General features: G+C 62.1%; 20 protein-coding genes. 12 read left to right on the top strand and 8 right to left on the bottom strand.

Annotated features, from left to right (window positions below; all coding sequences use genetic code 11):
• Nucleotides 1-31: 31 nt before the first annotated feature.
• From HKK57_RS10685 to HKK57_RS10670, 4 genes are all read right to left on the bottom strand, one after another.
• Nucleotides 32-244 carry a hypothetical protein gene (locus HKK57_RS10685; RefSeq protein ID WP_154907188.1) on the bottom strand — a complete coding sequence of 71 codons (213 nt, stop codon included), beginning with the start codon at nt 242-244 and terminating at the stop codon, nt 32-34.
• 243 nt (nt 245-487) lie between these two features.
• Nucleotides 488-1594, bottom strand: coding sequence for an agmatine deiminase (gene aguA / locus HKK57_RS10680; protein WP_070995029.1), 1107 nt, complete (start codon nt 1592-1594; stop codon nt 488-490).
• 5 nt (nt 1595-1599) lie between these two features.
• Entirely contained in the window at nt 1600-2478 is an 879-nt protein-coding gene (gene aguB / locus HKK57_RS10675) for an N-carbamoylputrescine amidase (protein ID WP_029299828.1), read from the bottom strand.
• 243 nt (nt 2479-2721) lie between these two features.
• A complete protein-coding gene (locus HKK57_RS10670; RefSeq protein WP_169390135.1) occupies nt 2722-5625 on the bottom strand; it encodes an aminotransferase in 2904 nt (967 codons plus the stop codon).
• A 176-nt stretch (nt 5626-5801) separates the two neighbouring features.
• Between HKK57_RS10670 and rfbB the strand changes: the two genes are divergently transcribed.
• The 7 genes from rfbB to HKK57_RS10635 are packed head-to-tail and all read left to right on the top strand — an operon-like array spanning nt 5802 to nt 12881.
• Nucleotides 5802-6884: a dTDP-glucose 4,6-dehydratase gene (gene rfbB / locus HKK57_RS10665; protein WP_029299825.1), complete on the top strand. Its 1083-nt coding sequence runs from the start codon at nt 5802-5804 to the stop codon at nt 6882-6884.
• The gene (rfbA, locus tag HKK57_RS10660; RefSeq protein WP_029299823.1) at nt 6881-7756 is read left to right on the top strand and encodes a glucose-1-phosphate thymidylyltransferase RfbA; all 876 of its coding nucleotides are present in this window, start codon (nt 6881-6883) and stop codon (nt 7754-7756) included. The genes rfbB and rfbA overlap by 4 nt, the downstream gene beginning before the upstream one ends.
• Nucleotides 7753-8298 (top strand): dTDP-4-dehydrorhamnose 3,5-epimerase, encoded by a 546-nt coding sequence (gene rfbC / locus HKK57_RS10655; protein WP_029299821.1) that lies wholly within the window; start codon nt 7753-7755, stop codon nt 8296-8298. Before rfbA ends, rfbC begins: the two co-directional genes overlap by 4 nt.
• Nucleotides 8295-9176 (top strand): dTDP-4-dehydrorhamnose reductase, encoded by an 882-nt coding sequence (rfbD, locus tag HKK57_RS10650; RefSeq protein ID WP_169390134.1) that lies wholly within the window; start codon nt 8295-8297, stop codon nt 9174-9176. Before rfbC ends, rfbD begins: the two co-directional genes overlap by 4 nt.
• Before the next feature lie 35 nt (nt 9177-9211).
• Nucleotides 9212-11020 (top strand): sensor histidine kinase, encoded by a 1809-nt coding sequence (locus HKK57_RS10645; RefSeq protein ID WP_070995049.1) that lies wholly within the window; start codon nt 9212-9214, stop codon nt 11018-11020.
• Nucleotides 11017-12399, top strand: a complete 1383-nt coding sequence (locus HKK57_RS10640) for a sigma-54-dependent transcriptional regulator (protein WP_029299815.1) — start codon at nt 11017-11019, stop codon at nt 12397-12399. Before HKK57_RS10645 ends, HKK57_RS10640 begins: the two co-directional genes overlap by 4 nt.
• A 26-nt stretch (nt 12400-12425) precedes the next feature.
• A complete protein-coding gene (locus tag HKK57_RS10635; protein ID WP_092232747.1) occupies nt 12426-12881 on the top strand; it encodes a YiiD C-terminal domain-containing protein in 456 nt (151 codons plus the stop codon).
• A 150-nt stretch (nt 12882-13031) separates the two neighbouring features.
• Here HKK57_RS10635 and cysQ read toward each other — a convergent pair whose 3' ends face one another.
• Both cysQ and nudE read right to left on the bottom strand, forming a co-directional pair.
• Complete coding sequence (gene cysQ, locus HKK57_RS10630; protein ID WP_029299811.1) at nt 13032-13868, bottom strand: 3'(2'),5'-bisphosphate nucleotidase CysQ; 837 nt, start codon at nt 13866-13868, stop codon at nt 13032-13034.
• Entirely contained in the window at nt 13865-14431 is a 567-nt protein-coding gene (gene nudE, locus HKK57_RS10625) for an ADP compounds hydrolase NudE (RefSeq protein WP_029299809.1), read from the bottom strand. Before nudE ends, cysQ begins: the two co-directional genes overlap by 4 nt.
• 91 nt (nt 14432-14522) lie before the next feature.
• Here nudE and yrfG point away from each other — a divergent pair, with 91 nt between their 5' ends.
• The gene (gene yrfG / locus HKK57_RS10620; protein WP_154907183.1) at nt 14523-15191 is read left to right on the top strand and encodes a GMP/IMP nucleotidase; all 669 of its coding nucleotides are present in this window, start codon (nt 14523-14525) and stop codon (nt 15189-15191) included.
• A gap of 106 nt (nt 15192-15297) precedes the next feature.
• Here the strand turns inward: yrfG and lysM are convergent, their stop codons facing one another.
• Nucleotides 15298-15738 (bottom strand): peptidoglycan-binding protein LysM, encoded by a 441-nt coding sequence (lysM, locus tag HKK57_RS10615; protein WP_070995022.1) that lies wholly within the window; start codon nt 15736-15738, stop codon nt 15298-15300.
• Nucleotides 15739-15872: 134 nt separating this feature from the next.
• On the opposite strand from lysM, the gene HKK57_RS10610 reads away from it, so the two are divergent.
• The 4 genes from HKK57_RS10610 (at nt 15873) to HKK57_RS10595 (ending at nt 20744) form a co-directional block, all read left to right on the top strand.
• Complete coding sequence (locus HKK57_RS10610) at nt 15873-16742, top strand: LysR family transcriptional regulator (protein ID WP_029299805.1); 870 nt, start codon at nt 15873-15875, stop codon at nt 16740-16742.
• Between the two features lie 115 nt (nt 16743-16857).
• The gene (fdhD, locus tag HKK57_RS10605) at nt 16858-17697 is read left to right on the top strand and encodes a formate dehydrogenase accessory sulfurtransferase FdhD (RefSeq protein ID WP_029299803.1); all 840 of its coding nucleotides are present in this window, start codon (nt 16858-16860) and stop codon (nt 17695-17697) included.
• Nucleotides 17694-20042, top strand: coding sequence for an FdhF/YdeP family oxidoreductase (locus HKK57_RS10600; protein WP_070995020.1), 2349 nt, complete (start codon nt 17694-17696; stop codon nt 20040-20042). The genes fdhD and HKK57_RS10600 overlap by 4 nt, the downstream gene beginning before the upstream one ends.
• 222 nt (nt 20043-20264) lie before the next feature.
• Nucleotides 20265-20744: a glycine zipper domain-containing protein gene (locus tag HKK57_RS10595; RefSeq protein ID WP_029299799.1), complete on the top strand. Its 480-nt coding sequence runs from the start codon at nt 20265-20267 to the stop codon at nt 20742-20744.
• Nucleotides 20745-20887: 143 nt separating this feature from the next.
• Here the strand turns inward: HKK57_RS10595 and HKK57_RS10590 are convergent, their stop codons facing one another.
• Nucleotides 20888-21319: an acyl-CoA thioesterase gene (locus HKK57_RS10590; protein WP_029299798.1), complete on the bottom strand. Its 432-nt coding sequence runs from the start codon at nt 21317-21319 to the stop codon at nt 20888-20890.
• Between the last annotated feature and the right edge of the window lie 22 nt (nt 21320-21341).

Below are 21341 nucleotides of genomic sequence, written 5' to 3'. Positions count from 1 at the left end.
GCCCTCTCCCACATTTGGATATCAGCGTCCGTCAGTCCTGGATCAAGTCGCACAGCACCTGCACTTCATCCTCGCTGAACAACCCCACCGGGTAACGCTCACTCATCACCCTGCGCGAATCAGCCTGCCTGATCCGGCGCGAGCCGTTTGCCTTCAACCAGAGTGCCAGCGCGTGAATCGCGTCGCCCCGCATTGCCAGGGGATGGGACGCGCGTTTATAGACCAGGTTGATATCGGCGTTCATTTCAGCGCTCTCTCCTACTGCTTGAGCGGCTAACTTACTCAAGGTTTATGACAGAACTGCGCAGTCACAAACCCCGATCACTGTCACAACGCCGATACAAGAGCTGTGCCAATAAGCCCGGTTTATCTGGCACCAGGCACAAAAAAACCCACGACCCTCACGGGCCATGGGCTTGCTGTTACTGCTCGGTGCAACTAGCGGCGATCAGTCGCCGTACGGCGAAATTGCCTGTTACAACTGCACTCAGTTTTTGTGCGGTGCGGGCTGTTGTTGGGTCAGGCAGTGGATATTGCCGCCACCCAGTAACAGTTCACGGCCGGGCACCATCACCACTTCATGTTGCGGGAACAGACCCTGAAGGATTTCCTGGGCACGGCTGTCCAGCGGATCATCAAAACTCGGCGCAATAATGCCGCCGTTGACGATCAGGAAGTTGACGTAGGAACCGGCCAAACGCACGGTCGGATTACGCTCCTGGGAACCGTCCACCGGGTCGACCCCGGCGCATTCTTCCTCAGTGGCGTACAGCGGCCCCGGGATCGGCATTTTATGCACAATAAATGCGCGGCCCTTGGCATCGGTGCTGTTTTGCAGCACGTCCATGGCAGCATGGCAGCGCGCATAGTTCGGGTCTTGCGGGTCGTCAGTCCAAGCCAGCAGCACTTCACCCGGGCGCACGTAGCAGCAGAAGTTATCCACATGGCCGTCGGTTTCATCGTTGAACAGACCGTCGGGCAACCAGATGATTTTATCCACCGCCAGGTTGGCGCTGAGGACCGCTTCGATTTCTTCACGGCCCAGATGCGGGTTGCGATTGCGGTTGAGCAGGCATTCCTCGGTGGTGATCAGCGTGCCTTCGCCATCGACGTGAATCGACCCGCCTTCGAGCACAAACCCCTCAGTGCGATAACGCGGGCTGCGCTCGATCTCCAGGATCTTGCCGCCCACCTGGGAGTCGCGGTTCCACGGCGCATACAAGCCACCGTCAAACCCGCCCCAGGCATTGAAGTCCCAATTCACGCCACGGACTTCACCCTGGTCATTGATCACGAAGGTCGGCCCGCTGTCGCGTACCCACGCGTCGTCGCTGGACATCTCCACCACGCGAATATTCGGCACATCCAGGCGCGCCCGGGCGTTTTCGTACTGGGCGGCCGAAACCGCCACCGTCACCGGCTCAAAGCGCGCAATGGCCTTGGCCACCGCCACATGGGCCGCCTGTGCCGGTTTGCCGCCCAGGCGCCAGTTGTCCGGGCGCTCGGGCCAGATCATCCAGGCCTGGGTCTGGGGTGCCCACTCGGCTGGCATATAGAAGCCGTCAGCGCGAGGCGTGCTGTGCAAAGTGGTCATGGCGATCAGGACTCCAGGGAACCGTCGAGGGTCTTGAGCGCGCCGTACAGGTTCGGCCGGCGATCACGGAACGAGCCCCACGCGCTGCGGATGTGCTCCAGTTCATCGAGGTCAAAGCTGTGCACCAGGATGCCTTCTTCGGTTTCGTTGAGTTCTTCGACCTTCTCACCGAACTGGTTGGCAATGAACGACGAGCCGTAGAAGGTAATGTCGTAGCCGTCCTGCTCTTCGTTGCCGATACGGTTGCTGGCGATCAGCGGCATCAGGTTGGCGCCGGCATGGCCTTGTTGCACACGCTGCCAGTGGTCGCGGGACGAGATGGTCTTGTCGTGCGGCTCGCTGCCGATGGCGGTCGGGTAGAACAGGATTTCCGCGCCTTGCAGCGCCATGCTGCGGGCGCATTCCGGGAACCACTGGTCCCAGCAGATGCCCACGCCGATTTTTGCGTAGCGGGTGTTCCACACTTTGAAGCCGGTATCGCCCGGGTTGAAGTAGTACTTTTCGTGGTAACCAGGGCCATCCGGGATGTGGCTTTTACGATAAATCCCGAGGTTGGAGCCGTCGGCATCGATGATCGCGATGCTGTTGAAACGCGCACGGCCGGCCAGCTCGAAAAAGCTGATCGGCAGGACGACTTGCAGTTCCTTGGCGATTTTCTGGAAGTGCTTGATGGCCACGTTTTCTGCAACCGGGGTTGCCAGTTGCAGATAGTCCGGGTTTGGCTTCTGGCAGAAGTAAGGGCTTTCGAACAGTTCCTGGATCAGGATGATCTGCGCGCCTTTGGCGGCGGCCTCACGGACCAGCTTCTCAGCGGTCTCGATGTTGGCTTCGAGGTCCCAGGAACAAGCCATCTGGGTAGCGGCGACGGTAACGATACGGCTCATGAATCATCTCCTGGGCGGTGGTCAGCGGCCAGGATAACCGGGGCCGATGACAGAAAGGGGAATGCTGGGCGACTTTATAGCGGATAAAAATCGGCTTTTAAAGCTTGCAGATCTCCACCCATCGAAAAAAAGCAAAATATTCCCGATAACAATCGGGTTAAAGTCTGAAACACCATCGCCCTTGTGGGAGCGGGCTTGCTCGCTCCCACAGTGGTGATCTCATTTCAACTCATAGAAAGGTGTCTACAACCCTTCATCCAACACCTTCGACAACATGTCGACAAAGAAATCCACACTGCGTTTAGACGTGACCATCGGCGGCTTGATCTTGAGGATATTCAGATAGTCCCCGGTCGGTTGCATGAAAATCCCCAGTTCACGCAGACGATCGCACAACCGCGCGGTCTCTTCGGTGGCCGGTTCCAGCGTCTGCCGATCCCGCACCAACTCCAACCCCAGATAGAAGCCCGAGCCATGCACCGCTCCCACCAGAGGATGACGCTCGATCAACGCTTGCAGCCGCGCCTTGAAATGCGCGCCGACCACCTGGGCGTTTTCCCAGAGTTTTTCTTGCTCCATCACATCCAGCACCGCCAGGCCAATCCGGCAACTGACCGGGCTGCCGCCTGAGGACGAGAAGAAATACCCTTCGGCCTCCAGCGCTTCGGCGATTTCCCGGCGAGTAATCACCGCGCCCAGGGGCTGGCCGTTGCCCATGCCCTTGGCCATGGTGATGATGTCCGGCACTACGCCCTGCTCTTCAAAGCCCCAGAAGAAATGGCCCATGCGTCCGTAGCCGACCTGCACTTCATCGGCAATACACACACCACCCTGGGCGCGGACCAGGGCGTACACCTGCTGCAGATAGCCCGGCGGCAAGGAAATACCGCCGGCATTGCCATACACCGGCTCGCAGATAAAACCCGCCAGTTGGCGCTGGCTGGCCGCGATTTTCGCCAGGTTGTGCTCGACGCTGCGCACATAATCCGGCGCACTGTGCGGGCCACGGAATTCGCCACGATAGGTATTGGGCGCGGTCACCGGATGCACCCAGTCTGGCCGGCTGCTCAAGGCCTGGGGGTTGTCGGCGATCGAAGTGGACACCGCATCGGCCGCCACCGACCACCCGTGGTAAGCCTCCAGCACGCTGAGCATGTCGCGCCCGCCGCTGTAGGCCCAGGCCAGGCGGATCGCCAGGTCGTTGGCTTCGGTGCCACTGTTGACCAGGAATACTCGGTCCATGGAATCCGGCGCCAGCGCCAACAGCCGCTCGGAAAACTCGGCAATCGCGGCGTAATGAAAACGCGAGTTGGTGTTGAGCAACGACCACTGCCGGGCCGCCACCTGTGCCATGCGCGGATGGCCGTGGCCCAGCACCGCGACATTGTTGAGCATGTCCAGATAGGAACGGCCCTGCATATCGATCAGATGGTTGCGCCAACCGCGTTCGATGCGCGGAGGGTCAACGTAATAGTGCTTCTGCGAGCGCGCAAAGCTGGCATCGCGCCGGGCCAGCAAGGCGTGTGGATCCAGCTCCGGCTCGGCGTCGCAGGCAAGACCCAGCAGCGTCGCCGGCGAGGGGCACAACGCCTGCCAGGCCGCTGCGCGCGATGGCGCGCAGAACAACGGTGGCTCAAGGTCGACGCGGCACAGTTGCACCGCCAATAGCCCGCCAGCCTCACCCAGGACCTGGCCCTTGAGCACCGCGGCACCGGCTTGCAACGTCGGTTCAACCCCCCACAGCCATATATTCAGTTGCGCACTGTGCAGACACAGGCCGCCATCGGCCGTGCGCCGCAGGGTGCCGGCAAACGGCGCTTGTACGACCGTACCCGCAGGCGCATGCAGTTCCACATGCAGCGCGAAGGTATCGGGTTCGGCCGCGCAATCGGGGCGCGTGCGGGACAGGCGATATTGGCCATAACGGCTGGCCGCCAAGCCATGGGCCGCCGCCGCTTGCTGCAATAGTTGCTGATCGATGCCAGGGGCTTCCCAATTACCTGCTTCAAAATGCGGGCTGAGCACGCCCAGGTCGACCAGCGCGAACTCGCGTCCCACCAGGCCCGGCAGCAGCGGGGCAAAGTCTTCGCTGGCCGTGAACGACGGGGTAGCACCGACGCAAGCCAGGATCGCCGACTCCATCAACTCAAATGGCACCGAGGTGGCTACCTGGAAGATTTCCCACTCGTGCTCGGCATTCTTCAACAGGTAGGTGTTATCCGGATCCAGGCGCTGCTGCTGTTCACTGCTCAACACCAACACCGCCGCGCGGGCCACGATCAGCGGCCACAGCGCCTGCAATTCTTGCGGCTGCAGGGGCGTCAGGGCGTGACAGGCCTGGATCGCCGGCAGGATCGCGAACGGGTCGCCCTCGGCGTGGTGCAGTAACGCGGCGCAGGTCACCGACAGATCGGCAATCCGCCAGGTGTGCACCAGGTCGCCGAAATCGATGACCCCCTGCACCTGCCAATGCCGCTGGGCATCGCGCTGCCAGACCACATTGTCGTCGGTGATATCCATATGCACGGCTTGCCAGGGCAATTGATCGGCCAGGGGCCGGATGCGCTGCTCGACCTGTGCGGCGACCCGTTCCAGGGCCGCGCGGTGCGGCAGGTTGTCGAGTGTCGACAACAAATGGCTGATCAACTCCCCGGCATGGCGCGGGTCCCACTGCAGCGTGCGCGCAAGGCCCGCATGGGTGAAACCGGCCAACGCCTGGCTCATCTGCCCGCACAGCCGGCCAAAACCTTCGATCACCTCACGGCCCAGGTGCGGCAGGTGGGTCAGCGGCTGGCCTTCGATATAGTCCAGCAAACGCACATGCAGGGTTTGCCCGGCGACTGTCACGGTCAGCAGTTGCTCGCGGTCGAGAGCCCTGATGACCTCTGGCACTCGCACCTCGGATTGCAAGTGCGCCAGGGCCGCATGCTGGGCGTGCAGCTCCATGGCGGCATACTCGCCACGGCAGATTTTCAGGACGAAGCGGCCACGGTCACTGTCGACGCGGTAATTGAGGTCTTGCTGGCTGCCCAGGGACTGCAGCGTGCCACTGAGGCCGTAATGCTGCTCCAGCAACTGCAAAGCCTGCTGCGGCCCGACCTGCGGGCACGACAAACTGGCGCGGTGGATCAATGTATCGAGCAACATGTGACGGCCCCTGGTTTTTTGTCCGGCGCTTATATCGCCATTGTTGACGGGGTTTGCGCAACCCCTGGGCGACGGCCAAGCCGCCAATCTGACCGCACGCCCTTGCACCGGCCCGCGCCACAACACAAGCTATGCTCCATTCGCTTTATGTCTGTCTAAGGAAAAGGGCTTTTGACATGCGCATTCTGATTACCGGCGGTGCAGGATTTATTGGTTCGGCCCTGGTCCGACACTTGATTCAACATACCGGGCATGAAGTGCTCAACCTCGACAAACTGACCTACGCCGGCAATCTTGAGTCGCTGACCAGCATTGCGAGCAATACCCGCTACGAATTCGTCCAGGCCGATATCATCGACCAGGCCACCGTCAGCGCAGTGCTGGCACGCTTCCAGCCCCAGGCCATCATGCACCTGGCAGCCGAGTCCCATGTCGACCGCTCCATCGACGGCCCGTCGGACTTTATCCAGACCAACATCGTCGGCACCTACAGCCTGCTGGAAGCCACTCGCGCCTACTGGCAACAGCTGGCAGAGCCGGCCAAGAGCGCCTTCCGCTTCCATCACATCTCCACCGACGAAGTGTATGGCGACCTGCATGGCGTGGATGATCTGTTCACCGAAACCACGCCCTACGCGCCAAGCTCGCCCTACTCCGCGAGCAAGGCGGCGTCCGACCACCTGGTGCGCGCCTGGCAGCGCACCTACGGCTTGCCGGTGCTGCTGACCAACTGCTCGAACAACTACGGGCCGTTCCACTTCCCCGAGAAATTGATCCCGCTGGTGATCCTCAACGCCTTGGCGGGCAAGGCTCTGCCGGTGTACGGCGACGGCCTGCAAGTGCGCGATTGGTTGTTTGTCGAAGACCACGCCCGTGCGTTGCTCAAAGTGGTCACCGAAGGTGTGGTGGGCGAGACCTACAATATCGGCGGGCACAACGAGCAGAAAAACATCGACGTGGTCCGTGGCATCTGTGCACTGCTCGAAGAGCTGGCGCCACAGCGCCCGGCCGGCGTTGCCCAGTTCACCGACCTGATCACCTTCGTCAAGGATCGCCCCGGCCACGACCAGCGCTACGCCATCGATGCCAGCAAGATCGAGCGCGAATTGGGCTGGGTTCCTGAAGAAACCTTCGAAACCGGCCTGCGCAAGACCGTTCAGTGGTATCTGGATAACCTGGAGTGGTGCCGCCGGGTGCAGGACGGCAGCTATCAAGGACAACGACTGGGCAACACCGACCTAAAGGATCTGATCGCATGATGAAGGGAATTGTACTGGCCGGCGGCTCCGGCACCCGCCTGCACCCCATTACCCTGGGGGTGTCCAAGCAGTTGTTGCCGGTCTATGACAAACCGATGATCTACTACCCGATCTCCGTGCTGATGCTCGCTGGCATCAAGGAAATCCTCGTGATTTCGACCCCCGCAGACCTGCCGCAATACCGCAACCTGCTGGGAGACGGCAGCCAGTTCGGGGTCACCTTCAGCTACGCCGAACAACCCAGCCCGGACGGCCTGGCCCAGGCATTCCTGATTGGCGAAGCATTTATCGGCAAGGATCCCGTGTGCCTGATCCTGGGCGACAACATCTTCCACGGTCAAAGCTTCAGCCAACAACTGCACAGCGCCGTCAAACGCGACAAGGGCGCCACGGTGTTCGGCTACTGGGTCAAGGACCCAGAACGCTTTGGCGTGATCGACTTCGATAGCGAAGGCCGCGCCCTGTCTATCGAAGAGAAGCCTCTCACGCCCAAATCCAGCTATGCGGTGACCGGGCTGTACTTCTACGACAACGACGTGATCCAGATTGCCAAATCGATCAAACCCTCGCCACGCGGCGAACTGGAGATCACCGACGTCAACAATGCCTACCTGCAACGAGGCGACCTTCAGGTTGAGCGCTTTGGCCGGGGTTTCGCCTGGCTCGACACCGGTACCCACGACAGCCTGCTGGAGGCCTCGCAGTACGTACAAACCATCGAGCATCGCCAAGGCTTGAAAGTCGCGTGCCTGGAAGAGATTGCCTACCAGAGCGGCTGGATCGACCGTGAGCATTTGCTCGAGCGGGCGAAGTATTTTGGCAAGACCGGCTATGGGCAGTACCTGTTCGCCCTGGCTGGAGAGCGCCAGTGAATATCGTCCAAACCACGCTGCCGGGCGTGTTGATCATCGAACCTAAAGTGTTCGGTGACGAACGTGGTTTTTTCTACGAAAGTTTCAACGCCCGCGCCTTTGCGGAGGCCACCGGCCTGACGCGCAACTTTGTCCAGGATAACCACTCACGCTCACAGAAAGGCGTATTGCGCGGCCTGCATTACCAACTGGAACATACCCAGGGCAAGCTGGTGCGCGTCAGCGCCGGCGAGGTCCTGGACGTGGCGGTCGACATCCGCCGCAGTTCACCGAATTTCGGCCAATGGGTGGGCGTGCGCCTGTCCGCGCAGAATCATCGGCAACTGTGGGTACCCGAAGGGTTTGCCCATGGCTTCGTGGTGTTGAGCGACTATGCCGAGTTTCTCTACAAAACCACCGACTATTACCAGCCAAGTGCCGAGCGCTGCATCTTGTGGAATGACCCGACACTGGCCATTGACTGGCAACTGACCACGCCGCCACAACTGTCCGCCAAGGATCAGCAGGGCAAGCCCCTGCTGGAAGCCGACCTGTTCCCATGAGCACACCCTTGAAAATCCTCATCACCGGCCAACACGGCCAGGTTTCCCGCGAACTGCAACAGCGGCTGCAGGGCCTGGGCGAACTGGTGGTGCTCGGTCGCGACCAGCTCGACCTGGCCAACCCCGAACAGATCCGCCAACAGGTCCGCGGCCATCGTCCCGGGCTGATCATCAACGCGGCGGCGCATACCGCTGTCGACCAGGCCGAGAACGAGCCCGATGTGGCCTTCGCGATCAATGCCACGGCGCCCGGTGTCCTGGCCGAAGAAGCCAAGGCCCTGGGCATCCCGCTGATCCACTACTCCACCGACTACGTGTTCGACGGCAGCAAGCCTGCGCCCTACACCGAAGACGATGTGCCCAACCCGCTGGGCGTCTACGGCGCGAGTAAACTGGCGGGCGAACAGGCCATCGCGGCAGTGGGGGGGCAGTACCTGATCCTGCGCACCAGTTGGGTGTATTCGAGCCATGGCAAGAATTTCCTGCTGACCATGCAGCGCCTGCTCCAGGAAAAACCCCACATGCGCATCGTCGCCGACCAGATCGGCGCACCGACCTGGGCCGGGACCATCGCCGACAGCACCCGCGCACTGATCGAGCGCTGGCAGGCTGGCCAAGCCGGCGAGTGGGGCGTGTATCACCTGACGGCCCAGGGCGAGACCTCGTGGTTCGGCTTTGCCCAGGCCATCGGCGAGCAATTGCTGGCCGAAGGCAAGGCCTGCGCCGCGCTTGAAGGGATTCCCGCCAGCGAGTACCCAACGCCCGCCAAGCGCCCGTTGAACTCGCGCCTCGATTGCAGCCGCCTGCAACAACAATGGCAAGTTAGCCAACCGCAGTGGCGCGAAGCATTGCGCGAGTGTCTTGCACAGCAGCACTAGGCATAATGCGCCTGTACCCACAGGCGCAGACTTACATGACTCCACCCCTTCCACGCAGACCCCGCTGGCGCAGCCTGGCCTTGCTGGCATTGTGCCTGGCGCCACTGCTGTGGCCGTTGGAGCATCTGGCCGAGCGTTACTACCGCAGCGAGCTGGCCGGGCAGAACCGCCAGACCCTCGACCTGTACGTCGCCAACCTGCTGGGCACCCTGCACCGCTACGAAGTGTTGCCGCAGATCCTCGGCGACCTGCCGGCCCTGCGCACCGCCCTGGCAGCGCCCCAGGTCAGCACCAACCTGGTGGCCGCCAACCAATTGCTCAAGCAGGTGGCGGCCCAGGCGGGCGTGGAAGTGATGTACCTGATGGACACCCGCGGCAAGACCCTGGCCGCCTCGAACTGGGACAAACAGGACAGCTTCGTCGGCCGCAACTTTTCCTTTCGGCCTTATTTCAGCGAAGCCATGGCCGGGCGCCTGGGCCGCTTCTTCGGCCTGGGGACCACGTCGGCCAAGCGCGGGTACTTCTTTGCCGCTGCGGTGCGAGAAGACGAACATGTGATCGGCGTGCTGGTGGTCAAGGTTGACCTGGACCACACCGAAAGCCTGTGGGGCCAGACCCCCGAACAACTGCTGGTCACCGACCACAACGGCGTGGTGATCCTGACCTCACGCCCACAATGGCGTTTTCGCACCACCCGGCCACTGACCGAGGCCGAGCGCCAGGCCATCATCGCGATCCAGCCCTACCCGACCCGTGATCCGCAGCCTCTGAATTTCAGCTCCAGTGCCTGGCTGCGTCAATCCACCGAAATCGCCGAAACCGGCTGGAATGTGGAAATCCTTGCCCCGCGCACCCTGATCGACCGCCCCGTGCGCACGGTAGTCGCGGTCGGCGGCGCGACCTTGCTGGTGCTGATGCTGCTGCTCGGCCTGATGATGCAGCGCCGGCGTCATTACCTGGAACGCATCGCCTTTGAAGCCAAGGCCCGGCGCGAGCTGGAAATGCGCGTGGCCGAACGGACCAGCGACCTCGAAGGCCTCAACCGCCGCCTGCGCCAGGAAGTACTGGAGCGGGAAAATGCCCAGCAGGAGCTGGTACGCGCCCAGGATGACCTGGTGCAAGCCGGCAAACTGTCGGCGCTGGGTACCATGTCGGCGAGCATCAGCCATGAGCTCAACCAACCCCTGGCGGCCATCCGCAGTTACGCGGAAAACGCCGGGATTCTCCTCGACCACCAGCGCACCGATGATGCCCGGGGCAACCTCAAGTTGATCAGCGAACTGACCGGGCGCATGGCCTCGATCATCGCCCACTTGCGCGCCTTTGCCCGCCGCGACCGGCATGCCCCGGAAAGCGTGGCCCTGCAACCAGCCCTGGACGACGCGCTGGCGTTGCTGGCCAAGCGCCGGCGGGCCATGGAAGTGGAACTGATCCGCGACTTGCCAGAGGCATCCCTGTGGGTAGAAGCCGGGGAAACCCGCCTGCGTCAGGTACTGGGAAATCTGCTGGCCAACGCCCTGGACGCCCTGACCGAAAAGGGCCCGCCGCGCAAACTGTGGCTGAGTGCCGAATCCACCGATCAAGGCGTCAACCTGTACATCCGCGACAACGGGCCGGGGTTCTGCATGGAAGCCCTGGGGCGCGCCGGCGAGCCCTTCTACACCACCAAGACCCGCACCCAGGGCCTGGGGTTGGGCCTGGCCATCTGTGACACCCTGATGCGTGCCTTTGGTGGCGAACTGTTGTTTGCCAACCACAAGGAAGGCGGCGCACTGATAACCTTGAAACTGCGCGCCGGAGCACCTGGCGTCAGTCTGCAACCGTCCGAGGACCGCAGTGTATGAGTATCGATAACCAGATTCAGGTGGTGTTGATCGACGATGATCCACACCTGCGTCAGGCCCTGTGCCAGACCCTGGACCTGGCCGGGCTGAAGGTCCTGCCCCTTGGCGAAGCCACTGGCCTTACGGCGCAGCTGTCGCGCGACTGGCCGGGAGTGGTGGTCAGCGACATTCGCATGCCCGGCATGGATGGCCTGGAGCTGCTCGCCGAACTTCACGGCCAGGACCCGGAGCTGCCGGTGCTGCTGATCACCGGCCACGGCGATGTGCCACTGGCGGTGCAGGCGATGCGCGCCGGCGCCTATGACTTCCTCGAGAAACCCTTTGCCAGCGACGCCCTGCTCGACAGCGTACGCCGCGCCCTGGCCCTGCGCCGGCTGGTGCTGGACAACCGCAGCCTGCGCCTGGCCCTGAGTGATCGCCAGCAACTGAGCACCCGTTTGGTGGGCCAGTCGGCGCCGATGCTGCGCCTGCGCGAGCAGATTGGCGCGCTGGCGGCGACCCGCGCCGATGTGCTGATCCTCGGTGAAACCGGCGCCGGCAAGGAAGTGGTGGCACGCGCCCTGCACGACCTGTCGAACCGTCGCGCCGGGCCCTTCGTTGCCATCAACGCCGGAGCGCTGGCCGAATCCGTGGTGGAAAGCGAACTGTTCGGCCATGAGCCGGGGGCGTTTACCGGGGCGCAGAAGCGGCGGATCGGCAAGTTCGAGTTTGCCAACGGCGGCACGTTGTTCCTTGATGAAATCGAGAGCATGAGCCTGGATGTGCAGGTCAAGTTGCTGCGCCTGTTGCAGGAACGTGTGGTCGAGCGCCTGGGGGGTAATCAGCAGATCCCGCTGGATATCCGCATCATCGCCGCCACCAAGGAAGATCTGCGCCAGTCCGCCGACCAGGGGCGCTTCCGTGCAGACTTGTACTACCGCCTAAACGTCGCGCCGTTGCGCATTCCGCCCCTGCGTGAGCGTGGCGAAGATGCCTTGATGCTGTTCCAGCACTTTGCCGACGAGGCCAGTAGTCGCCATGGCTTGCCGCTGCATGAATTGCAACCCGGCCAACGGGCAATGCTGTTGCGCCATAACTGGCCGGGCAACGTGCGGGAGCTGCAAAACGTCGCCGAACGCTTCGCCCTCGGCCTGGAACTGGCCCTGGACAGCACACCCGACGGCCCGGCGCCCGGCGTACCGATGTCTACCGGGGGCTTGAGCGAGCAAGTCGAGCACTTTGAAAAAGCCTTGATCGCCGCCGAACTCGGCCGCCCCCACAGCTCTGTGCGCAGCCTGGCCGAAGCCCTCGGGGTGCCACGCAAGACCTTGCATGACAAGCTGCGCAAGCATGGGCTGAGCTTTGCCGACAGCGGCAACGCCCACGCCGATGACGAATGACCTTCCCCACCCGCCAAGAGACCGCCATGAGCCGCGATAGCCGTTACCTGGAATCGATTCTGCACCATGACATCCCCCTGACCCGGGAGATGGGCCTCAAGGTGCTCGACTGGCAGGACCGGCAACTGCGCCTGCACTTACCGCTGCAAGCCAATATCAACCACAAGAGCACCATGTTTGGCGGCAGCCTGTACTGCGGCGCCGTACTCGCGGGTTGGGGCTGGCTGCACCTGCAATTGCGTGAGGAAGGGGTTGAAGACGGGCATATCGTGATCCAGGAAGGGCAGATCAGCTACCCGTTGCCTGTCACCCAGGACGCCACGGCGATTTGCCCGGCCCCGGAGGACAAGGTATGGAAGCGCTTTTTGGCGACCTACCAACGCCATGGCCGGGCGCGGCTGGCGTTGCAGACATGGATTGTGAATGAGGGCAGTGAAGCGCCGGCGGTGGTGTTTACCGGGCAGTACGTCCTGCACCGCTAAACCCAAAGTGAGAGCCAGATTGTGTGTGGGAGCTGGCTTGTGTGGGAGCTGGCTTGCCTGCGATAGCATCACCTCGGCTTATCTGAAAAACCGAGGCGCCTGCATCGCGGGCAAGCCCGGCTCCCACACCAGACTAAACCCCAACCACAGTCAAGATCGGGCCAGCGCCAGCAAGCGCTCGCGCCAGGCGGCCTTGGCCGGCAAGGCCAGGAAGAACGGGTTCAACAGCGACGCCCGCGCCGGGTAGCTGAACCGCTGGCCATTCAACTCCAGCACTTCGCCGCCAGCGCCCTCCAGCACGCCCTGGGCAGCGGCGGTGTCCCACTGCGAGGTCGGTGCCAGGCGCGGATAGCAATCGGCGCTGCCTTCGGCCAACAGGCAGAATTTCAAGGAGCTGCCGATATTGGCCAGTTTCAACTCCCCGAGCCCTTCGCTCAAGCCGTCGAGCAAGCGCTCTTGTTCGGGGCTGGTATGGCGACGGCTGGCGACTACGGTGAACGCCTCGCCGGCGGCGGGTTTCTGCCGCACCTGGATCTGCCGGGGCGCGGCATTCACGTCGGAGCGCCACGCCCCAAGCCCGGCGCCACCGAAGTAGCAGCGGCCACTGGTGGGCATGGAAACCACACCAAACACCACACGCCCGTGTTCGATCAAGGCGATGTTGACGGTAAATTCTTCACTGCCACTGATAAATTCCTTGGTGCCATCCAGTGGGTCTACCAGCCACCAGCGCTGCCAACCGGCACGCACGCTCTGGTCGATATCGGCGTCTTCTTCCGACAGCACCGGGATGCTCGGGTCCAGCGCGGTGAGACCGGCGAGAATCAGGTGATGGGCGGCCAGGTCGGCGGCGGTGACCGGCGAATCATCCGCCTTGGCCGTCACGGCCACATCGGCGCGCCAATACGGCAGGATCACCTCGCCGGCCTGGCGGGCCAGTTCGATCACCGGGGCAATGTAGGCGTGGCCGAGGAACAATTCACTCATGGCTGGTAGGCTCCGCGCTGGGTCAGCAGGTCACGCACCAGGTACAACGCGGCCAGGGCACGGCCTTCGCTGAACTGCGCGTGCTGCGCCAGCTGTGCAAGCTCGCGCAGGTTGACCCGGTCCACGCGCATCGGCTCGGGCTCGTCACCCTCCAGGCGCTCTTCGTAAAGCTCGGTGGCCAGCACCACCTGGATTTTCTGGCTCATATAGCCTGGGGACAGGGACAGTTCGGTCAAGTGTTCCAACTGCCGTGCGCCATAGCCCGCCTCTTCCTTGAGTTCACGGTCTGCCGCCGCCAGCACGTCTTCGCCCGGTTCGATCAGGCCCTTGGGCAAGGACAGTTCATACTCATCCGTGCCGCCGCAGTATTCTTCCACCAGCAGCGCGTGGTCAGCGTCGATCATCGCCACGATCATCACCGCGCCATACCCTGCGCCACGGCCCACCAGGCGCTCGTAGGTCCGCTCAACGCCATTGGAGAAGCGCAACTGCACTTGCTCCACGCGGAACAAACGACTACTGGCGACAATTTCGCGGGCGAGGACGGTGGGTTTCTGGCGCATAAAGGGCTCCTTGGCGTGATCGGGTTACTATACCGTGGCTTTTCCGATTGTCTGTGTCGGATATATTTACTTACCTGCTTGAGACCCCACCATGCCTCCATTGCCCTGGTCCGAAATCGACACCGTCCTGCTGGACATGGACGGCACCTTGCTCGACCTGCATTTCGACAACCACTTCTGGATGGAACACCTGCCCCGGCGCTATGCCGAACTGCACGGGGTGAGCCAGGCCATGGCCGAGATGGAGTTGCAACCGCTGTTCGAGCGTAACGCCGGCCAGTTGCAATGGTATTGCCTGGATTTCTGGAGCGCCGAACTGAAGATCCCGGTGCGCGAACTCAAGCTGGAAACCGCCCACTTGATCGCCCTGCGCCCGGATGCCGATACCTTCCTGGCGGCGATCAAACAGGCCGGCAAACGCGTGATCCTGATCACCAATGCCCACCGCGATTCGCTGTCGTTGAAGCTGGAACGCATTGAGCTGGCGCCGTATTTCGAGCGACTGATCAGTTCCCACGACTATGGGTTTGCCAAGGAAAACCCGCAGTTCTGGGACGCATTGCAGGCGGATATCGACTTCGACCCGGCGCGTAGCCTGTTTATCGACGACACCTTGCCGATTCTGCGCAGTGCGCGGGATTTTGGCGTGGGGCATTTGCTGGCGGTCAAACAGCCGGACAGCCGCAAGGGGCCGAAGGATACGGCGGAGTTCGATGCGGTCGAGGATTACCGGGAATTGATTTCAGAATTATCGTTGTAGGAGCGAGCTTGCTCGCGAAAAACGTCTGGACAGCGCTTTCATTCAGGATGTCCGCGTTATCGTTAACGACCTTCGCGAGCAAGCTCGCTCCTACAAGGGGACAAGCTTACTCAGGAATACGCAGTGTCTGCCCTGGGTAGATTTTGTTCACATCCTTGAGCATTGGCTTGTTGGCCTCGAAGATTTTGTTGTACTGATTGGCGTTGCCATAGACCTTCAGAGAGATCGCGCTCAATGTGTCGCCTTTCTCCACGACAACAAAGCGAGCTGCGGTGACCGCAGGCCCGGTGACGGTAATCTGATCATCCACACTGGAGACGCCTGCGATGTTACCTGCGGCCAGTAGAATTTTTTCCTTCTCTTCCTGGCTGGAAACCTCACCGGTGATCGTGACTTTGTCACCATCAACAGTAGCCGTCACATTCGGATTGCCCAGCCCGACGGCTTCAATGTGCTTCTTCAGTTCATCACTCGCGTTCGCATTACCCGGCGTCAACAGATCAATCAGCTTTTCGCCTGCTTCCTTAACAAAACTAAAAATACTCATACGTGCGCTCTCCTTGGGATTGGGTTTCCAGATGCCAAAGACTAGACCAGTCTTACAGACCTTGGTTCCAGTCCGACCAATGACGCAAACGCGCTAGAATCCCCCCGCCATTGGAATAAGAGCCCGGAGCGAAGATGGACATCAAACAGCTGAAATTCCTCATCGCCCTCGACGAAACCCGTCACTTCGGCCAGGCGGCCGCGCGCTGCCACATTACCCAGCCGACCCTGTCGATGCGCCTGCGCAGCCTGGAAGAAGAACTGGAGCTACCGCTGGTCAATCGCGGCCAGCGTTTCGAGGGTTTTACCGCCCCCGGCGAGCGGGTGCTGGCCTGGGCGCGTACGGTACTGGCAGCCTATGACGGCCTGCAGGCCGAGGCGGCAGCCTGCCGTGGCAACCTGGTGGGGACACTGCGCCTGGGGGTGGTGCCGTTGTCGAGCTTCGATCCGCTGGCCTTGATGCAACAACTGCACAGGCAGCACCCCAGCCTGCGGTTTGAGCTATCGGCCCTGAGTTCCGAGCAGATCCTCGAACAACTGGCGAGCAATCGCCTGGATTTGGGCGTGTCCTACCTCGAGCGCCTGGACGCTGAGCGCTTTGACTCCCTGGCCCTGGACGAAACCCGCATGGGCCTGCTGTACGACCAACGGTTTTTCAGTTTTGGCGAAAAGCCCTTGAGCTGGGAGGCGCTGATCGAACTGCCCCTGGGCATGCTGACCAGCGGCATGCACTTTCGCCAGTCCATCGACCACAACTTCCACAGCCGCGGCCTGACCCCCCAACCCTTGCTGCAAACCGATGCCGTCCATCAGTTGCTGCAGGCCGTGCACGGCGGGCTGTGTTGTGCGGTGATGCCCCTGGACGGCGGCCTTGACGCCCTGACCGAGCACCTGCGCCTGCAACCCATCGAAAACGCGCAAACCCTGGCCAAGCTGGGGCTGATCATGCGCCGCAGTGCGCCGCGTTCGGCGCTGGCCGAGGCGTGTTTTGCGCTTTATCAGTAATCGCTGCTGGAACCTTGATCGACGTCATCTATCGGCAGATCAGTACTGACGATTAGACGCGACCCTTTGTCGCGCCTAGTCTTCACTCTGAACACTTCGCCGGTGACTAGACTTCATGAACGCCCAGCGCCCAGCACGCGCGGCGCCCGCCCTGACAACGCCCGCGCCCGCCGCCAGCCAGAGTTATCAGTATTGCAACCTCGACCGCACGCAATCGGACAGCACCGCGCTGGCCGAGGAAGTCGCGTTGGCGATTGCCTATAACGACATCAGCCAGGCCGTGATGCTGGTGACGCCCACCGACCTTGAAGACTTTATCGTCGGCTTCAGCCTGGGCAGCGGCATCATCAGCGACATCAGCGATATCTACGACCTGCAACTGAGCGGCACAGGCTCGGCCCAATACGCTCAGGTACAGATCTCCAGCCGTGCCTTCTGGAACCTCAAGCAACAGCGCCGGCAACTGGCTGGCACCAGCGGCTGCGGCCTGTGCGGGGTGGAAGCGCTGGAGCAAGCGCTACCGGACCTCAAGGTGTTGCCGGGCGCACCATTGCCGCCTGCCGCGTGGCTGGAGGGCTTGCGCCAGCGCATCAGCGCCTTTCAGCCATTGGGCCAATACAGCGGCGCGGTGCATGCGGCGGTATTCATGAATAACCAGGGTGAACTGCTGCTGGGCCGCGAAGATATCGGCCGGCATAACGCCCTCGACAAACTGATCGGCGCCTTGGTCCGTCAGCACATCCCGACGGCAGGCGGCGTGGCAATTGTCACCAGCCGTTGCAGCCTCGAATTAATCCAGAAAGTCCTGCGCGCGGGCATCCAGACCCTGGTCAGCCTGTCGTCGCCCACCGGCCTGGCCCTGCAGTGGGCACGCCGGCACAACCTCAACCTTATCCACCTGCCGCAAAAAAGCGCGCCGCGGGTCTATAGCCCTGCGATGGAGTATCAGCCATGAGCAATCATCACCAAGCCGACCAAACCCCAACCCCGCGCTACAAGCCCTACAAAGGCCCGGCTGGCGGCTGGGGCGCGCTGATCAGCGTGGCGCAGGCGTGGCTGACCAGCGACAACGCGCTGAAAAATATCCGCATGATGCTCAAGACCAACCAGAACGGCGGCTTCGACTGCCCCGGCTGCGCCTGGGGTGACTCGCCGGAAAGCGGCATGGTCAAGTTCTGCGAGAACGGCGCCAAGGCAGTCAACTGGGAAGCCACCAAGCGCCGGGTGGACGCGGCGTTCTTCGCCAAACACAGCGTCAGCGCGCTGCTGGAACAAAGCGACTATTGGCTGGAATACCAGGGCCGCCTGACCGAGCCGATGAGCTACGACGCCGAGACCGACCGTTACAAGCCCATCAGTTGGGAGTCAGCCTTCGACTTGATCGGCCAGCACTTGCGCGCCCTGCCAAGCCCGGATATGGCCGAGTTCTATACCTCGGGCCGCGCCAGCAATGAGGCCGCGTACCTCTATCAACTGTTCGTGCGCGCCTACGGCACCAACAACTTCCCGGATTGCTCGAACATGTGCCACGAAGCCAGCGGCGTGGCCCTGGCGCAAAGCGTGGGCGTGGGCAAAGGCACGGTGACGTTTGACGACTTTGAACACGCCGACGCGATTTTCGTCTGGGGCCAGAACCCCGGCACCAACCACCCGCGCATGCTCGAACCGCTGCGCGAAGCGGTGAAGCGCGGCGCCCAGGTGGTCTGTATCAACCCGCTCAAAGAGCGTGGCCTGGAACGTTTCCAGCACCCGCAACACCCGCTGGAAATGCTCACCAACGGCGACAAGCCAACCAACACTGCGTACTTCCGCCCAGCACTGGGTGGCGACATGGCCATCCTGCGCGGCATGGCCAAGTTCCTGCTGTTGTGGGAGCGCCAGGCCCAGGCCGAAGGCAAGGAGGCGGTGTTCGACCACGACTTCCTCAATGAACACACGGTCAACGTGCTGGATTACCTGGCGAAGATCGACGATACCTCTTGGGATGAAATCGTCGAGCAGTCCGGCCTGAGCCTGGTGGAGATCGAGCAGGCGGCGCGCATGTACGCCAAAGGCAAGAACGTGATCATGTGCTGGGCAATGGGCATCACCCAACATCGGCACTCGGTGCCGACCATCCAGGAAATCGCCAACCTGATGCTGCTGCGCGGCAACATCGGCCGCCCCGGCGCCGGCCTGTGCCCGGTACGCGGCCACAGCAACGTGCAGGGCGATCGCACCATGGGGATCAACGAACGGCCGCCCGTGGCCTTCCTCGATGCTCTGGAGCGCCGCTTCCAGTTCAAGGTACCCCGCGACAACGGGCATAACGTGGTCGAGGCAATCCACGCCATGCTCGAAGGCCGCGCCAAGGTGTTTATCGGCCTGGGCGGCAACTTCGCCCAAGCCACGCCCGACAGCCCGCGCACCTTCCAGGCCTTGAGCAACTGCGACCTGACGGTACAGATCAGCACCAAGCTCAATCGCAGCCACCTGGCCCACGGCAAACAGGCCTTGATCCTGCCGTGCCTGGGCCGTACCGACATCGATATTCAGGCCGACGGCCCGCAAGCGGTGACGGTAGAAGACTCGTTCAGCATGGTGCACGCCTCCAACGGCCAGTTGCAGCCACTGTCGAAGCTGATGAAGTCGGAGCCGGCGATTCTCGCCGGCATCGCCGCTGCCACCCTGGGCAGCAAGCCGGTGGACTGGAACTGGTTGGTAGCCGACTACCGCCGCATCCGCGACTTGATCGCCGATACCATTCCCGGCTTCAAGGACTTCAATGAGCGCGTGCAACACCCAGGCGGTTTCTACCTGGGCAACAGCGCCGGCGCACGCCGCTGGAACACGCCGTCAGGGCGCGCCAATTTCCGCGCCAATATCCTGCCCAAGGACCTGGTGCATGAACGCACCCGCGCCACTGGCCAATTGCCCGACCTGATCATGCAGTCCATGCGTTCCCACGATCAGTACAACACCACTATCTACGGCCTGGATGACCGCTATCGCGGGGTCAAGGGCCAGCGCGACGTGCTGTTCGTCAACGAAGCCGACATCATCCGCCTGGGCTTCAAGCCAGGGCAGAAGGCCGATATCGTGTCGATCTGGGATGATGGCCGCGAGCGTCGGGTCAAGGGCTTTACCTTGCTGGCGTTCGATATTCCGGCGGGGCAAGCGGCAGCCTACTACCCTGAGGTCAACCCGCTGGTGCCACTGGAAAGCACTGGGGACGGTAGCCATACGCCTACTTCCAAGTTCGTGGCGATCCGCCTGGAAGCGGCCAGCGAGACTGGTTTGATAATGGCCAGAATCGCCTGATCGACTCCACGCCGGGGAACGATCTTACGGGCACAAAAAAGGCCGCTTTTGCATAAAAGCGGCCGTTCCGAAGTAGCTAGAGACCGGCAAAAACGACTTAAGTTCCCGAGTTAAAACAGTAACTTAGCTAATTGTATACAACCTGCACCACTGGTCGGAATTCGATTGTAAGAATATTCCGACAACCTCAGGATCGCGCCGTCATCCCCTTGAGGTTCACCTATGAAGTTCTCCTCGATTCTCTTGTTGTCCCTTGGCCTGGTCAGTGGCGCAGCCATGGCCGGTGGCACCACCGAAGCCGGTGTAGGCGGCGCATTGGGCGGGGTTCTAGGTTCAGTCGTCGGCCAGCAGATCGGCGGCAATACCGGTTCGGCCATTGGTGCGGCCCTGGGTGGCGCCGGCGGTAGCGCAGTGGGCGCAGACAAACGCAGCCGAGGCGAAGCGGCCATTGGCGGCGCGCTGGGCGCAGCCGGCGGCAACGTGGTCGGTCGTAGTGTCGGCGGCAACACCGGTAGCCTGATCGGTGCGGCAGCAGGCGGTGGTGCCGGCGGCGCGCTGGGCAACTACATGGGCAACAAGAGCGACGACGACGACCGTCGCTATCGCGGGCGCGATAACCGTCGCTACGACCGCGATGATCATCGTGGCCGTGGGCATGCCTATGGGCATCGCAAGAACAAGCATCACTACCGTCACCGGTAAATCCAAAGAACACTGCATACCCCGTGTGGGAGCGGGCTTGCCCGCGATTGCGGTGGGTCAGTTATTGGATACTTGACTGATCCACCGCCATCGCGGGCCAGCCCGCTCCCACATTCGCTTCGGTGGCGTTTATGCGTTCGCGGTCAGATCACTAACCGCTGCAAAGCCTCGCGCAACACCCCCGCAATCGCCACCGGCTGGTTTGTCGCCCGGTTGACAAACACATGCACAAACCGCCCCGCCGCGCAGGCTTCGTCTTCGCCAGCCTTGAACACCGCCAACTCGTACTGCACTGAACTGTTGCCCAACTTGCCCACCCGCAGGCCGATATCGATACGGTCGGGAAAGGCTATCGACGCGAAATAATCGCACGCCGAACTCACCACAAACCCCACCACCTTGCCGTCATGGATATCCAACCCACCCTGCTCGATCAGGTAGGTGTTCACTGCCGTATCGAAGAAGCTGTAATAGGTGACGTTATTCACATGGCCATACACGTCATTGTCGTGCCAGCGCGTAATGATCGGCTGGAAGTGGCGGTAATCGGCACGCTGCGGCATTGAGTCAGGCATGGGCAAGTCTCGTGAAAGTGAA

Origin of the sequence: Pseudomonas sp. ADAK21 (assembly GCF_012935735.1) — a bacterium.
Taxonomy (GTDB): Bacteria; Pseudomonadota; Gammaproteobacteria; order Pseudomonadales; family Pseudomonadaceae; genus Aquipseudomonas; species Aquipseudomonas proteolytica.
This window is presented reverse-complemented; position numbering and strand designations above follow the sequence as displayed.